Below are 15,502 nucleotides of genomic sequence, written 5' to 3' on the forward strand. Positions count from 1 at the left end.
TAACCTATACGATAGCTTATTGATTTAGTAGTGCTTCATAAATAAGCGACACTACCGATCCGTACTGTGCGGTTTCAAATTGTTTGCCTGTGAATTCGTAACGTTTTAGCGAGCCTTTAATGGCACTATGGCGAGCATTGGTAAGTAAAACAATAGCTAAGTCGTAAGCGGGATCAATTACGGTCACGGTCCCCGTCCAACCTGTGTGACCATAAGCTTGTGCGCTTGCATAAGGGCCAAAGTGCCAGCGCCTTGCTTGATTATTACCAGCAAGCCTAAAGCCAAGCCCGTAGGTTTCGTCGCTTGATTGCGGCGTTAAAAATTGCGCTAAGGCGCTTGCACTAAATAATTGTTGGTCGCCGTAGCCACCATTATTTAGTAATAGCTGGCAAAGCACGGCTAAGTCGTGAGCGTTACTAAATAATCCTGCATGCCCTGCTACGCCATCAAGTGAGTAGTAAGCGCGCTCATCATGCACTTGGCCTTGTAAAACCCCAGTGCGAACATTATCAAACTTAATGCGCCCGTCTCGTGTGTTGCCGCTAAGCTCAGTGGCTGCAAATTGCTGCGGCTTAAAGCCTTTTTTAAGTGGATTAAATAACGTGTTAGTTAATTTTAGTGGCGCGTACACTTGCTGCTCTAGATATTCGTCAAGGGGCTGCCCTGTAATACGCTCAATGAGCACACCTAAAATCATGTAATCAATATCTGAATAAATAGGCTGCCCAGATGATTCACTGCTAAAAGGGACGCTGGTAAGTAATAGCTGTTTGGTGGTTTTACTGTTTTGCGAATAAAACGCGTCACCATAGCTGCCATCTTTACGATGAAAGTCAAATACTGGCGGGTATCCGGCGCTGTGTGTGAGTAAGTCTTTTACTGTACGTTGTACTCGCCCTTCGCCTTTATATTCGCTTAGGTAGCTTTGTACTGGCTTATTAATATTTAATAACCCTTCGCTTACTAATTTCATAAGTGCAAAGTTGGTGGCAAATATTTTGGTGTTTGAGGCAAGATCAAACAAGGTATTAGTCTGCATTGGCTCTGGGCGTAGTAACATTAAATCACTTTGCTGGTATTGCTTTGCATCGCCATAGGCGGTTAATTTTATTAGCTCACCATTTTTAACAACGGCCAACACAGCCCCAGGAAAACCTGCTTTAACATCGCGTTCAATTAATGTGTCTACTTCAGTAAAATCTATATGCTTTTTTGGTTCATCGCTTAAAGTAGGAAATGCAAAACGTAGCGTTAAACTTGCGCCAACAGGGAGAATATTTTCAACTTTAAAGGTATTAACACCATTGTGAGTATTTTTTGCCAAACTGTAATTGTATAGAGTGTTGGCGCTCAGTTGGCTAACGTCGAGTTTTTGATTATTAATATAAATATCGGCGCTTTGTGCGTTGTGGTTTTGTATTAATAATTGCCCGCGCCCTTTGTAAGCTTTAAACGTTCCTCGGTTATTTACATAAAACCGGCTACTTGGATTTACCTCAGGAAACGTTACAACCACTTGTGCATTAGGCAGCTCTACAAGTTGGCTCTTTGTAAGTGGTAGCACCGAGCTAATAGGCTCAGGTGGTGTACTACAACCCACAATAATAAAGCTCAATGCCACTATAAATGCTTGTTTGACATAACCATACCTTTGATTTTTTAAAGCAATAAACATGCTTAGCCCTTATTTATATAACAAGTAAGGCGCTCTTTGCGCTTTAAATTGCGCAAGCCCCGCCTGCCAGCTTTGCTTTATTTGCGCCTCAGATTGCCCTGCTTCAATAGCTAAGCGCAATTTATTAGTACCCGCTAGTTTATCCATAAAGTCAGCGCGCTCAAAAAACGAGATGTTGTTTTTACTAAGCTCCGTGTACGCATTTATCAAGTAAGTTAAATTTAAACCTGTGGTATTTGCTTGTCTTAAATCGAGCCCTTGTACGGTTTGGTTTTTAAATTTAGGGTTTAAAGCAGCGCCTTTAATTGCGCGCGGTGTAAAATTAAAATCACCTAATGCAACTGGCGAATAGCCAATTACTTGAAATGCAAAGTCGGTGCCTCTACCAATGCTAATAGGCGTTGCTTCAAAAAAGCAAAGTGATGGGTAAAGCGCAATGGCTTGATCGTTAGGTAAGTTAGGGCTGGGTTTTACAGGCAAGCTGTAAGTACTTTTGCGAGTGTAATGATCAACAGGGATCACCGTTAATTTTAAATCGGCCGCTTTATTGATCCAGCCCTCGCCCTTGATCATTTTGGCAAGTTCGCCAACGGTCATGCCGTGTAAAACAGGAATTGGGTGCATGCCTACAAACGATTTAAATTCTGGCTCTAATATTGGCCCATCAACGTAGGCGATATTTGGATTGGGTCTGTCGAGTACCAAAAATTCTATCCCCTGCTCTGCAGCGGCTTCCATCATGTAGTGCATAGAGCTTATGTAGGTATAAAAACGCACTCCCACATCTTGAATATCAAAAATAATCACATCAACATCGACTAAAGCAGCTTGGCTTGGTTTTTTATTTTTACCATAAATAGAAATAAGCGGAATACCAGTTTTACCATCAACGGCATTTTTTACATGGGCGCCCGCATCGTGATCGCCGCGAAAGCCATGCTCAGGTGCAAAAATTTTAGTTATATTAATATTTTTAGTCAGCAGCGCATCTACCAAGTGAGTGTGCCATACCATTGATGTTTGATTAACTACTAGCCCTACACGTTTATTTTTTAACTGCGGTAAATATTTAGCATATTGCTGCGCACCTACTACAAGTGAGTTGTTAGCTTCGTTGGCTTGCACGCTTGCAATAAAAATGGTGCTAAAAATAAAAAATAACGTAATAAATAGGGTTTTAAACATACTGCAATATCCTTTTAAACAAGGTGTTTAAAATAACATAGGTAATATTAAAGAGCAGCTTTAGAAAGGGGTTAAGTGGGCTTAGATATAGTGATTAGAAGCTGGCGCTTCTCACGCGAGCAAGCTCAGCGTCTACAACGGATAAATAAGCTCGGAGTTTAGATTTAAAGATTGGGCTGTTTTTGCTTGTAGGCGTGCAGCTTGCTGACGCGACAAACAACGATCGTAAACTTGCTGTGAATTTTATAGATTAGAAGCTGCCGCTTCTCACGCGAGCAAGCTCAGCGTCTACAGAGGATAAATAAACTTGGAGTTTAGATTTAAAGATTAGAGCTGTTTTTACTTGTAGGCGTGCAGCTTGCTGACGCGACGAGCGAAGCTCGTAAACGTGCTGTGAATTTTATAGATTAGAAGCTGGCGCTTCTCACGCGAGCAAGCTCAGCGTCTACAACGAATGAATAAGCTTGGAGTTTAGATTTAAAGATTAGGGATGGTTTTGCTTGTAGGCGTGCAGCTTGCTGACGCGACGAGCGATGCTCGTAAACGTGCTGTGAATTTTATAGATTAGAAGCTGCCGCTTCTCACGCGAGCAAGCTCTGCGTCTACAACGGATAAATAAGCTCGGAGTTTAGATTTAAAGATTAGAGCTGTTTTTACTTGTAGGCGTACAGCTTGCTGACGCGACGAGCGAAGCTCGTAAATAAAGTATCAGTTATATAGGGGGTAAGTAATTAGAAGCTGTCACTTCTCACGCGAGCAAGCTCTGCGTCTACAACGGATAAATAAGCTCGGAGTTTAGATTTAAAGATTATGGCTGGTTTTGCTTGTAGGCGTGCAGCTTGCTGACGCGACGAGCGAAGCTCGTAAATAAAGCATCAGTTATATCGGTGGTAAGTAATTAGAAGCTGTCACTTCTCACGCGAGCAAGCTCAGCGTCTACAGAGGATGAATAAGCTCGGAGTTTAGATTTAAAGATTAGGGATGGCTTTACTTGTAGGCGTGCAGCTTGCTGACGCGACGAGCGAAGCTCGTAAATAAAGCATCAGTTATATCGGAATTAGAAGCTGTCGCTTCTCACGCGAGCAAGCTCAGCGTCTACAACGGATGAATAAGCTCGGAGTTTGGATTTAAAGATTGGGTTGGTTTTACTTGTCGGCGTGCAGCTTGCTGACGCGACGAACAACGATCGTAAACTTTCTGTGAATTTTATAGATTAGAAGCTGGCGCTTCTCACGCGAGCAAGCTCTGCGGCTACAGGAGAGGTAGTTTACACTTCACTTTATTTTAGGCACAAAAAAACCGACTTAATGTCGGCTTGTTATGAAAGTGGTGGGCGCAGGACGTATCTTGTAAGAGTGAACCTCCGACTGCTTGGTTCTCAATTCGCCCAAACCTACATTTCACTTTATTTTAGGCACAAAAAAACCGACTTAATGTCGGCTTATTATGAAAGTGGTGGGCGCAGGACGTATCTTGTAAGAGTGAACCTCCGACTGCTTGGTTCTCAATTCGCCCAAACTTACACTTCACTTTATTTTAGGCACAAAAAAACCGACTTAATGTCGGCTTGTTATGAAAGTGGTGGGCGCAGGAGGATTCGAACCTCCGACCGCTCGGTTCGTAGCCGAGTACTCTATCCAGCTGAGCTATGCACCCACTTTCATAGATTGCTTATTTAAACTCTAAGCAGAGCGTATAAATTCAGGCATAAAAAAACCGATTTCCATCGGTTTATTTTTCTTACACTTAAAAGCGTATGAAAACATGAAAGTGGTGGGCGCAGGAGGATTCGAACCTCCGACCGCTCGGTTCGTAGCCGAGTACTCTATCCAGCTGAGCTATGCACCCACTTTCATTTTTACTATTACTTATTTTGACTCTAAGTGAGAGTTTAGCTTATTTATACTCTAAGCAGAGTCTATAAAGTGGTGGGCGCAGGAGGATTCGAACCTCCGACCGCTCGGTTCGTAGCCGAGTACTCTATCCAGCTGAGCTATGCACCCACTTTATAGTTTACTTATTTTAACTCCAAGTAGAGCTTTCGCTTATTTAGACTCTAAGCAGAGTTATTAAAGTATGGTGGGCGCAGGAGGATTCGAACCTCCGACCGCTCGGTTCGTAGCCGAGTACTCTATCCAGCTGAGCTATGCACCCATACTTTAAAATTTTACAAAACACGCCATTAAAAGAAATGGTGGAGAGGGAGGGATTCGAACCCTCGATAGAGCTACAAACTCTATACTCCCTTAGCAGGGGAGCTCCTTCGGCCACTCGGACACCTCTCCGTCTTGTGGGGCGTATAATAAAGATTTCAGAAAATATGTCAAACACTTTTCTACCAAAAACGACTATATGGTTATAGATTGCACATATGCTTGGTTTTAAAGTGTAATTAGTTTGAAAATTAAGCGACTTATGAGTCTTCAGAGTGAGGATTAATACCTTCAACTGGTACTAACTCATCTGTTAGGTTTGCAAGGTACTGCTCTTGATACCCCAACTGCTGAAACTCAGCAATACAGGCTCTATAGTAAGCTTGTCGTTCTTGCTCTGTCGTACAGAGTTCTGACGACTCTTCAACGCGTTTATTTTTCATTTTATTATTCTATAAGTCCGTTTGATTATTCTTAGTTAAAGCGTACAACCTAGGCCGCTTAAATTTTCGCCATAGTGTAGCTAAAAAAGTTACATAAATACAACGAAATGTTTAAAAAACAGTCATAATAAAAAGTTATAATACTAACCAAATTTGTTTAAAAAAATCAAAACAAACAATATCAAATACTTAAGTTTATAAAAACAGCGCCACCCTAATCAAAAACAATTAACAAATTACATCTTTTTATTTACGAAGTACCTTGTTAAAGGTATACCTTTATTGTCTAGGCTTTAAACACAAAAACGCCGCGATTAGGCGGCGTTTATTAACTTACTTTATTTTACTCAAAGCTTAGTCAGCTTGTGGACGCATATGCGGGAACAAAATAACGTCTTTAATTGTAGATGAGTCAGTAAATAACATTACTAAACGGTCAATACCAATACCTTCACCAGCCGTTGGCGGTAAGCCGTACTCTAGTGCGCGTATATAGTCTTCATCGTAGTGCATTGCTTCATCATCGCCTGCGTCTTTCTCTTCAACTTGACGAGTAAAGCGCTCAGCTTGGTCTTGTGCATCATTAAGCTCAGAGAAACCATTTGCAAGTTCACGACCGCCAACAAAAAACTCAAAACGGTCTGTAACAAATGAGTTTTCGTCGTTACGACGTGCAAGTGGTGATACTTCCCACGGGTAGCCAGTAATAAACGTAGGTTGAATAAGCATGTGCTCTGCTGTTTCTTCAAATATTTCACACAAAAACTTACCTGGGCCCCAAACACAGTTTTCAGGAATTTTAACGTGCACTTGTTTAGCGTACGCTTTTAATTCGTCAAAGTGGTTTTCTGGGTCATTAAATACCGCAGCATCAAACTCAGGGTTATATTTTAAGATAGCGTCTGCCATGCTTAAACGTGTAAACGGTTGGCCAAAGTCATACTCAACTGAGTCAGTTACTTCGCCGTTTTCGTCTTTCGTTGTATTTATAACAATTGGGCTACCCAATACGTTAGTTGCAACTGTACGTAGCATGTCCTCGGTGATGTTCATCAGGTCGATGTAATCAGCGTATGCTTGGTAAAATTCAATCATTGTGAATTCTGGATTGTGACGTGTAGATAACCCTTCGTTACGGAAGTTACGGTTAATTTCAAATACACGGTCAAAGCCACCTACCACTAAGCGCTTTAAGTAAAGCTCTGGCGCTATACGTAAGTACATGTCGATATCAAGCGCGTTATGGTGAGTTACAAACGGACGCGCAGATGCACCACCAGGTATAACCTGTAGCATTGGTGTTTCTACTTCCATAAAGTCACGCTCTGCTAAAAAGCGACGAATGCCTTCAACTACTTGTGAACGAATGCGGAATGTTTCGCGCGTTGCTTCGTTAGTAATTAAATCAACGTAACGTTGGCGGTACTTTGTTTCTTGATCTGATAAGCCATGGAATTTTTCAGGTAACGGACGAAGTGACTTAGTTAGTAATTGATACTCAGTCATTTCTACGTATAAATCGCCTTTACCCGATTTATTTAACGCGCCTTTAACACCAATAATATCGCCAGTGTCTAGCTGACCATATTTTTCTTTAAGATCTTTTTGAACATCTTTAGATGCATACGCTTGTACGCGACCTTTCATGTCTTGAATTACAAAAAACGGTCCACGCTTTGCTAAAATACGTCCAGCAATAGACACAACTTCTTGTAGTTCAACTAATTCTTCTTTGCTCTTATCACCAAACTGGGCTTGCAAATCAGCCGTGTAATGCTCACGACGGAATTGGTTTGGATGACCGTTGGCTGGGCAATTTTCACGTATCGCGTCTAACTTGCCGCGACGCTCAGCGATTAACTTGTTTTCGTCTTGGATTTTATCAGTCATTTTTTAGCTCTTTATTAGCTTGGTGGTTATAGGCCAGATTTAAGGCTGGCTTCAATAAATTTATCTAAGTTACCGTCAAGTACCGATTGGGTATTGCGGTTTTCAACGCCGGTACGTAAATCTTTAATGCGTGCGTCATCAAGTACGTATGAACGTATTTGGCTACCCCAACCTATATCAGATTTAGCATCTTCTTGCGTTTGTTTTTCAGCATTTTGCTGCTGTAGCTCAAGCTCAAATAATTTGGCTTTTAATTGCTTCATCGCTTGGGCTTTATTTTTATGCTGTGAACGCTCGTTTTGACACTGCACTACGGTGTTTGTTGGTACGTGAGTAATACGAACCGCCGATTCGGTGGTGTTAACGTGCTGACCACCCGCGCCTGATGCACGGTAAACATCTATACGTAGGTCTGACGGATTAATATCAATTTCAATGTTATCGTCAATCTCTGGGTATACAAACGCAGAAGCAAACGAAGTATGACGACGACCACTTGAGTCAAACGGGCTTTTACGCACTAAACGGTGAACGCCTGTTTCTGTACGTAACCAACCGTAAGCGTATTCGCCAACAAAGCGAACTGTTGCACCTTTAATACCAGCAACATCACCGTCGGTTGCTTCAACTAGCTCAACTTTAAAGCCTTTAGCCTCGCCCCAACGTAAGTACATACGAAGTAGAATGTTACACCAGTCTTGTGCTTCAGTGCCGCCAGAACCCGATTGTAAATCAAGGTACGCATCGTTTGAGTCATGAGGACCTGAAAACATACGACGAAACTCTAAGCCTTCTAACTGCGCATTCAAATCAGCGAGTTCGCTTTGTGCTTCATCAAAGGTATCTTGATCTTCAGCTTCTACTGCAAGTTCAAGTAAACCTTCAACGTCATCAGTACCGGCTACAAGGTTGTCGATTGTTTCAACAACGGCTTCTAATGCTGATTTTTCACGGCCAAGCGCTTGTGCGCGTTCAGGCTCATTCCATACGGCTGAATCTTCAAGTTCGGCGTTAACTTCTTCTAAGCGTTCTTGTTTAAGAGCGTAGTCAAAGGTACCCCCGAAGCAATTCAGTACGTTCGCGAATTTCCTTGATTTGGTTAATCACAGGATTCACTTCAAACATGGTCATTACTCCAAAATGGCTAGGTAATTGCGCCCCTTTACATGGGATTTTCGCAATAAATTATCGTCAAATGATAAAAACGCCCGATTTTAACAAAAAACCGCGCGCTTTATTAGCCTTTTATGCATGCTTTGTGCATATTTTTTAGTACACTTTTTCAAGTTCTCTGGCTATTAATTGCAGTGTAAATTTACCTCTAAACTCATTTATATCGAGTTGGTACGCTACTTTTACAAACTTCGCTTCTGTGTCTGGCCATTCTTTTACATCAATACCAAAGGCAATGGCGTCTACTAATCTCCCTGATTGATGCTTTAAAACGAGCTTTAAATGCTTTTCGCCGACTATGCGCTGCTGTATTACTTCAAAGGTGTGCTCAAACACTGGCTCAGGAAATTGCTGCCCCCACGGGCCCGATTGCTTTAATAGTTGAGCAAACTCCATAGTAAAGCAGTCGTTTGGCAGCTCACCGTCAGTAAATACAATGCAGCGCTTACTTTCTTCACTCAGTTGCGCGCTAACTGCGGCATCAAACGCTTTTTTAAAGTCGTTAAAGTGCTGCTCGTTAATACTTAAACCAGCGGCCATTGCGTGGCCACCAAATTTATTAATTAAGTGTGGGTCGGCTGTATTGAGTCCTTCGAGTAAATCGCGCATGTGTAGCCCTTCAATAGAGCGGCACGAGCCTTTAATTTCACCGTTTTCGCCACCAGCAAATATAACGGTTGGACGGTGGTATTTTTCTTTTAAGCGACCAGCCAAAATACCAATAACACCTTGATGCCAATCGTCTTGAAACAAACAAATAGCATCAGGGATGCTATCGTCGCTAAATGCGAGCCTATCAAGCACGGCTTGTGCCTCCACTTGCATGCCTTGTTCTATTTCGCGCCTTGCAAAGTTTAAGCTATCGAGCTCGCTCGCTATACTGCGCGCTTGGTTTATGTCGGTGCTGAGCAAGCACGCTATACCTAAACTCATGTCGTCTAATCGCCCTGCTGCATTTAAACGCGGCGCAAGTGAAAAGCCAAAGTCGCTTGCGCTTAAGCGCGCTGCATTGCGGTTAGCCACTTCAATAAGCGCGGTGATGCCTGGGCGTGTTTTACCACTGCGAATACGTGCTAAACCTTGATGTACTAAGGTGCGGTTATTTGCATCAAGCGCGACCACATCGGCAACCGTTCCAAGCGCTACAATGTCGAGCAAGTTAGCTAAATTAGGCGGCGGTTGCTGCTCAAAATAACCAAGGTCTCGCATTACGCTTCTCAGTGCTATCAGTAAGTAAAAAGCAACGCCAACGCCTGCTATAGATTTAGACGGGAAGTTACATTCGTGCCTATTTGGATTTACTATTGCATCGGCATTTGGCAGCTGCTCACCTTGTAAATGGTGATCTGTTACCAGCACTTTTATGCCAACCGCTTTTAAAATATTAATACCGGCAATACACGATATGCCGTTATCTACGGTGATCACTAAATCAGGCTTAATTTGTACTATTTGCTCTGCAAGTGCGGGGCTCAAGCCATAACCCAAGCTAAACCGGTCCGGAATTAAGTAATCTAAATGCTTAAAACCAAACATTTCAAGGCCTTGCATTAAAGTGGCCGTACTCGTTGCGCCATCAGCATCAAAATCGCCGACTATTAATATTTGGCTTTGCGCTTTTAATGCTTCAATTAATAAATCGCTGGCTTTGTCGATGTCTTTGAACAATTTAAAGTCGTGAAGCGTAGCTACGCTGTTATTTAGCTCTTCGGCATTGAATACATTGCGGTTAGCATAAATTTGTTTAATTACAGGGTGTAAATTACTCGGTAAATGCGAGTCGTCAACGTTTTCACGTGCAATGATTAGTTTTTTCATGCAGAGTTTTAACTTATTGAGTCGTACTAAAAAGACAAAAAAAGGCCATTAAGGCCTTTTTATTAACTATAAAACGTATTACGACGCTTTGTTAGCATCTAATGCTGCTTTTAATGCTGCTGCAGGCTGGTAACCTGGGATCATCGTACCATCTTCTAAAACAATAGCCGGCGTGCCGCTAATACCAAAGCTTTGACCTAGCTGGTAATGCTCAGCAACTGGTGCATTACACCCTGCAATTACTTTAGTGTCTGCGCCCGATTTAGCCTCAGTCAGTGCTTCTTGCTGATCTTTAGCACACCACACATTCATTAAATCAGCATAACCAGAACCTTGGAGCCCACCACGCGGAAATGCAAGATACTTAACGGTAATACCTTCATCGAGTAAATCATCTAGCTCACGGTGCAACTTACGACAGTAGCCACAGCTAATATCAGTAAATACGGTAATGCTGTGCTTTTCGTTTGGTGCTTTATACACAATCATCGAATCTTCGTATTCTTTAATGCCTTCAACGCGCACGCCGTTTAATGCTTGCTCAGTTAGGTTATTACGATTATTCAAATCGATTAACGTACCTTGCATTAAAAATTGACCATCTGGACTTGCGTAAAGCACGCCTTTGTTGGTAATAAGCTCTTTTAACCCTGCAACTGGACTTGGGTTAATTTGCTTAACCGTTACGCCTAAAGTCGCAAATTTAGTCACTATAGGATCATTAGCATCAGGAGCTACAGCAACGCCATTTGCAAATGCACTAATACTTGTGCACAACATGGCACCTGCTAACATTAATTTTTTCATAATTTTCTCTATTCCAAAAGTACTTATAAATTGACCGGCTTAGTGCTATTTAATTTCAAATTAAGCACGCGGGTGATGCTGCGCATGCACCGATTTTAAACGTTCATTAGCAACATGGGTATAAATTTGTGTGGTTGATAAATCACTGTGGCCCAACATCATTTGTACCACACGTAAATCTGCCCCATGGTTTAATAAATGCGTAGCAAAAGCATGGCGCATTGTATGGGGCGATATTGGAGACTCAACTGCTGCCAAAATAGCATAGTGTTTAATTCTATGCCAAAAGGTTTGTCGCGTCATGCCAACACCGCGCTTAGACGGAAACACAAAATCGGTGGCGTGTTTTATCATTTGCGCACGCCCGACCTTTAAAAATTGCTCAAGCCAGTACATGGCTTCCTCGCCAAGTGGCACTAAGCGCTCTTTATTACCTTTACCTTTTACAAACACCACAGCTTGGCGCAAATTAATTTGCTCCATACGCAACCCAACAAGCTCACTTACACGCAAACCCGTTGCATAAAGTAGTTCAAGCATCGCTTTATCGCGCAGTCCCATCGCTTCTTCTGTATTGGGCGCATTTAACAATGCCTCAACTTCAGCTTCTGAGAGTGTTTTAGGTAACGACTGCCCTGCTTTTGGTTGAGCAATATTTAGCATGGGCGAATCACTAATTATTTTTTCGCGCACAAAGTACTGATAAAAACGCTTTAGCGCACTAATACTACGTGCCGTACTACGTGGTTTTAATCCTAAATCAACTCTGTGAGCTAAGTAACCCTCTATATCAAGCCCAGTTACCGTCATTAAGTTTTCGCCCTTTAAAAATAGGCAAAACTTATCTAAATCGCTGCGATAAGCACTTAATGTGTTTTCGCTTACGCCTTGCTCTAAGTACAGGCTATCTAAAAAGGTTTCTAGGTAGTCGCTATTACTGCTCATACTGCTGTCATTTTCAAAAGAATCGTCAGATAGCGTTGTCACATTATGCTCTCATGCTTTGCTAAGGTATCAATTAAAAATACCTTACGGTAAACTTGAGCCTATCATATCAGGCAATTACACAGTGATAAATACGATGCAAATTGGTTTATTTTTTGGTTCTACTACGTGCTACACCGAAATGGCAGCAGAAAAGATTCGCGACATTATTGGTGCCGATATAGTTACCCTGCACAATATTAAAGACGAGCCACTAAAAAATGCGCAGCAGTACGACTTTATCATCTTTGGTATTTCAACATGGGATTTTGGTGAAATACAAGAAGACTGGGAGTCAAAATGGGACGACATAGCCGACGTAAACCTAAGCGGTAAAACCATTGCTTTATTTGGCATGGGCGATCAGCAAGGTTACGGGCAGTGGTTTCAAGATGCGCTAGGGATGCTGCACGACGAAATAAATACGCAAACATTTACCCAACTTGGTTTTTGGTCCAACGACAGTAGTTACGAGTTTGAAGCTTCAAAAGCGCTAACTCCCGATGGCAAACAATTTGTAGGGCTCGCACTGGACGAAGACAGCCAATACGAGCTAAGTGATGACCGTATTGCGACTTGGGTTGAACAAGTAATGACTGAATACGGCGAAACGCTTTAACTAAAATTGCGTAGCCATTATTGCTACGCTACAAAGTAATTACTCAACCCTTAGCCAATATTGGTTACGGAAAAAAAAGCCAATGTAACCACGTACTTCAAGTTTTTGACCTTCATCTTGCACTGTGAGCTGTAAGGTGTAGGTTTTGCCATTTGTTGGGTCAAGTATTTCGCCATCTCCCCAAACGTCATCATCCTCAGCTTTTACATCGGTGATTATAGTCATTCCTAAAATAGGCTGATCTTTTAACTCATCATCGCATTCACTACATATATCGTTTTGTTTTGCCGGGTTAAGAATGGTTTCAACTTTGCCGCTTAATACACCGTTGCTTTGGGTAATACGTACATACGACTTAGCTTGGTTTGTATCCTCGTCAATCGTTTTCCAAAGCCCAACTGGGGTCATGGCTGCCAGTGCACTTTGGCTTGCCAAAACAACCGTAGAGAATGTACTTAGTAGTATTATTTTATTTAATTTTTTCATTGTGTTGTCTTAATTCAATGTAACTAATGAGTGAATCATAACAGGTGATTTATAAACACACTATGAAAGCGCCGTACCTAAAATAAAAAACCTAAACTAATAATCATTAGTTTAGGTTTTCATATGAGCTTTTTTGTTTACTTTTAAAAACTACGAATGGCTACACTTGAGTTATTAAACTCAAATTTATTAATTTTTCCGCATTGCGCCATATGATTAGTGCTTGTATAAGGTGTATTGTTTTGAGCAATAGCAGCCTCCCATCCTTGGCCGTTTTTAATGAATGCTTTTAGTTCAAACCATCCATTAACCGCTTTACTGCAATCCATATCTACATCAAGCATCCAATAGTGTTCGCCCCATATATTTAAAGATGTCACACCAAAACCATCTGTGTTTACCGTTTTTTCAGCGCCCCAACCTGCTGGCCAAACATTCGTTGTCCAGTCGGTCGCAGAACCTTCTGCTTCGCTACTTTGCCCATTTTCTATGCCATACCAATCAAGGTAGTTATCATTTGCTTTCCAAGGGCTTGTTGTCACGTTTTTTAAATTATTATGACGAATAGGCATTGCACACTCAAAATTACTTGTTTGGCAATTTCGACCCAGATTTGCGTTTGCATAAGCGTGATCTACACCACCGCGCAAAAACATATCTTGTCCACTTTGCGTTTGTGCATTAATAAAAATAACCGTGCGTTGCCAGTCACTCCCTGTATTTGGCACAGAGCTTGTATTTAACTTGGCATTTTTATGAATTGCCATTGCATCCCAAGCACCAATATTGAGATTAATAGTACCGTCGGAATTAACCGTTACAACCTCGCCACTGCAACTTTTAGCATCAGCCGACAACTCGCCTTTTAGCACATTACAGTATTGCCCAGGCGCCATGTCTGTTTGCACCGTTGCAATGAGTGTTGAGTCTTCTTTGTTAATAGCCATATGACCCGAGCTACCTCGGCCAAATGATATTTGATTATTCGTGTTATCCCACCAATTTGTTACTGCCCAATTGTCGGCGGTGTTATTTCTAAAATCGACCCCGCCTGAAATATATGACCAGCGATGCTCACACTTCCAATTACTAGCAAAACACTCTAAGTTACCATTATTATGTACCGGTACGTTTGGCCCACCAGCATCTGTATCACCATGAAAATCATAACTCGACATTACTTTTGGATAACCGTACGGATAAGCCAACATAAATACATTAGCTAAGTCATATAAGCGGCCATCCTCAAAGGTAATTACATTACCAGCGCCGCCATGACCACGTTGATTATCGTGATTATCTACAAAAACCACCGCAGAAGAGCTAGGCATAAAGCCCCACCCTTCGCCAAAATTACTTAGCCATGCAAGCGAGCCGTTTCTAAAGGTGTTACCAAGCTCAGTGCTATATTTAAATTCAGTTACTAAACCAGTGCTTAAATATTCAGAGGCGCCAACAGCCTCTCCACCTTGATCAATCACTTCTTGAAAAACCACTGGCGAGCCATTTACTTTGGCCATTAAACTTTGGATATCGCTTGCGGCAACATGTTTAGAAGCATCAAACCGAAAGCCTTTTACGCCAATAGCTTGTAAGTCGTTAATATATGCTGCAATGGTATTTTGCACATAGTTTGAAGCTGTATCTAAATCGGCAAGTCCAACGAGTTCACAATTTTGTACTCGGTAGCGATCGTTGCCATAATCAGAGCTATTAATGGTACAACTTTCATGAAAATCTTGTGGGCTATAAATAGGAAAGCTTTTATTACCAAAACTATTACCCGCTGTGCCTGTGCCACTTCCTGCTGCCATATGGTTAATAAGCGTATCAACATAAATATCAACCCCAGCTGCACTACAGCGATTTACCATATCAATAAACTGTGCACGGTTACCGCCACGACTTTGCAGTTCATAACTTACAGGCTGATAGCGTGTCCACCATTGGCCTCCTGTAATGTGTTCATTAGGTGGCGATACCTGCACTGCAGCATAGCCTTTTGGTCCTAAATACTGTTCACATTCTTGCGCTACATCTTGCCAATTCCATTCAAACAAATGCACAAATGTGGTGGGCGTAGCTGTGGCAATACTCGGTAAGAGCAACCCTAGACTTAAACCTGCGGTGGTGATTATTTTATTGAGTTTCATAGTGTGTGATCCAATTGTTGAGCGAGCAAAACAACTACTCGATGTTATTTACAAGTGGTTAACACTAGGCTTATAGTCGATGAAATAAAAACTGAATACGTATGCATAACGGGTAA

At 41.8% G+C, this 15,502-nt stretch carries 11 protein-coding genes and 5 tRNA genes; 1 reads left to right on the top strand and 15 read right to left on the bottom strand.

The window, feature by feature from the left end; all coding sequences use genetic code 11:
* Positions 1-16: 16 nt before the first annotated feature.
* The 13 genes from pbp4b to xerD all read right to left on the bottom strand — a co-directional run bounded on the left by pbp4b (position 17) and on the right by xerD (position 12,131).
* Positions 17-1,675 carry a penicillin binding protein PBP4B gene (gene pbp4b, locus NRL14_RS05610; protein ID WP_306724191.1) on the bottom strand — a complete coding sequence of 553 codons (1,659 nt, stop codon included), beginning with the start codon at positions 1,673-1,675 and terminating at the stop codon, positions 17-19.
* 9 nt (positions 1,676-1,684) lie between these two features.
* Positions 1,685-2,860, bottom strand: a complete 1,176-nt coding sequence (locus tag NRL14_RS05615) for a DUF1343 domain-containing protein (RefSeq protein WP_306724192.1) — start codon at positions 2,858-2,860, stop codon at positions 1,685-1,687.
* 1,579 nt (positions 2,861-4,439) lie between these two features.
* A tRNA-Arg gene (locus tag NRL14_RS05620) sits at positions 4,440-4,516 on the bottom strand.
* Between the two features lie 115 nt (positions 4,517-4,631).
* Positions 4,632-4,708, bottom strand: a tRNA-Arg gene (locus NRL14_RS05625).
* A gap of 78 nt (positions 4,709-4,786) precedes the next feature.
* Positions 4,787-4,863: transfer RNA gene (locus tag NRL14_RS05630), tRNA-Arg, on the bottom strand.
* A gap of 74 nt (positions 4,864-4,937) precedes the next feature.
* A tRNA-Arg gene (locus tag NRL14_RS05635) sits at positions 4,938-5,014 on the bottom strand.
* 38 nt (positions 5,015-5,052) lie between these two features.
* Positions 5,053-5,145: transfer RNA gene (locus NRL14_RS05640), tRNA-Ser, on the bottom strand.
* 128 nt (positions 5,146-5,273) lie between these two features.
* Positions 5,274-5,456: a hypothetical protein gene (locus NRL14_RS05645; protein ID WP_007376465.1), complete on the bottom strand. Its 183-nt coding sequence runs from the start codon at positions 5,454-5,456 to the stop codon at positions 5,274-5,276.
* Between the two features lie 354 nt (positions 5,457-5,810).
* A complete protein-coding gene (lysS, locus tag NRL14_RS05650; RefSeq protein WP_007376466.1) occupies positions 5,811-7,346 on the bottom strand; it encodes a lysine--tRNA ligase in 1,536 nt (511 codons plus the stop codon).
* A 26-nt stretch (positions 7,347-7,372) separates the two neighbouring features.
* Positions 7,373-8,471 (bottom strand): peptide chain release factor 2 gene (gene prfB, locus NRL14_RS05655; protein WP_096793749.1). Its coding sequence is split into 2 segments (ribosomal slippage): positions 7,373-8,395 and positions 8,397-8,471, totalling 1,098 coding nucleotides; the frame shifts between segments, so codons are not numbered across the junction.
* A gap of 144 nt (positions 8,472-8,615) precedes the next feature.
* Positions 8,616-10,337 carry a single-stranded-DNA-specific exonuclease RecJ gene (recJ, locus tag NRL14_RS05660; RefSeq protein ID WP_096793750.1) on the bottom strand — a complete coding sequence of 574 codons (1,722 nt, stop codon included), beginning with the start codon at positions 10,335-10,337 and terminating at the stop codon, positions 8,616-8,618.
* Between the two features lie 78 nt (positions 10,338-10,415).
* Complete coding sequence (gene dsbC, locus NRL14_RS05665) at positions 10,416-11,144, bottom strand: bifunctional protein-disulfide isomerase/oxidoreductase DsbC (RefSeq protein WP_033040415.1); 729 nt, start codon at positions 11,142-11,144, stop codon at positions 10,416-10,418.
* A 60-nt stretch (positions 11,145-11,204) separates the two neighbouring features.
* Positions 11,205-12,131, bottom strand: a complete 927-nt coding sequence (gene xerD / locus NRL14_RS05670; protein WP_008136396.1) for a site-specific tyrosine recombinase XerD — start codon at positions 12,129-12,131, stop codon at positions 11,205-11,207.
* A 94-nt stretch (positions 12,132-12,225) separates the two neighbouring features.
* Here xerD and fldB point away from each other — a divergent pair, with 94 nt between their 5' ends.
* Positions 12,226-12,747 carry a flavodoxin FldB gene (fldB, locus tag NRL14_RS05675; RefSeq protein ID WP_008136395.1) on the top strand — a complete coding sequence of 174 codons (522 nt, stop codon included), beginning with the start codon at positions 12,226-12,228 and terminating at the stop codon, positions 12,745-12,747.
* Positions 12,748-12,786: 39 nt separating this feature from the next.
* On the opposite strand, the gene NRL14_RS05680 is transcribed toward fldB, so the two are convergent.
* Together NRL14_RS05680 and NRL14_RS05685 are read right to left on the bottom strand one after the other, a co-directional pair.
* The gene (locus NRL14_RS05680) at positions 12,787-13,233 is read right to left on the bottom strand and encodes a DUF2147 domain-containing protein (protein ID WP_306724193.1); all 447 of its coding nucleotides are present in this window, start codon (positions 13,231-13,233) and stop codon (positions 12,787-12,789) included.
* Between the two features lie 143 nt (positions 13,234-13,376).
* The gene (locus tag NRL14_RS05685) at positions 13,377-15,386 is read right to left on the bottom strand and encodes an alpha-amylase family protein (protein WP_306724194.1); all 2,010 of its coding nucleotides are present in this window, start codon (positions 15,384-15,386) and stop codon (positions 13,377-13,379) included.
* Positions 15,387-15,502: the final 116 nt, after the last annotated feature.

The organism is Pseudoalteromonas sp. 20-92 (genome assembly GCF_030847595.1).
GTDB classification, from domain to species: Bacteria; Pseudomonadota; Gammaproteobacteria; order Enterobacterales; family Alteromonadaceae; genus Pseudoalteromonas; species Pseudoalteromonas fuliginea.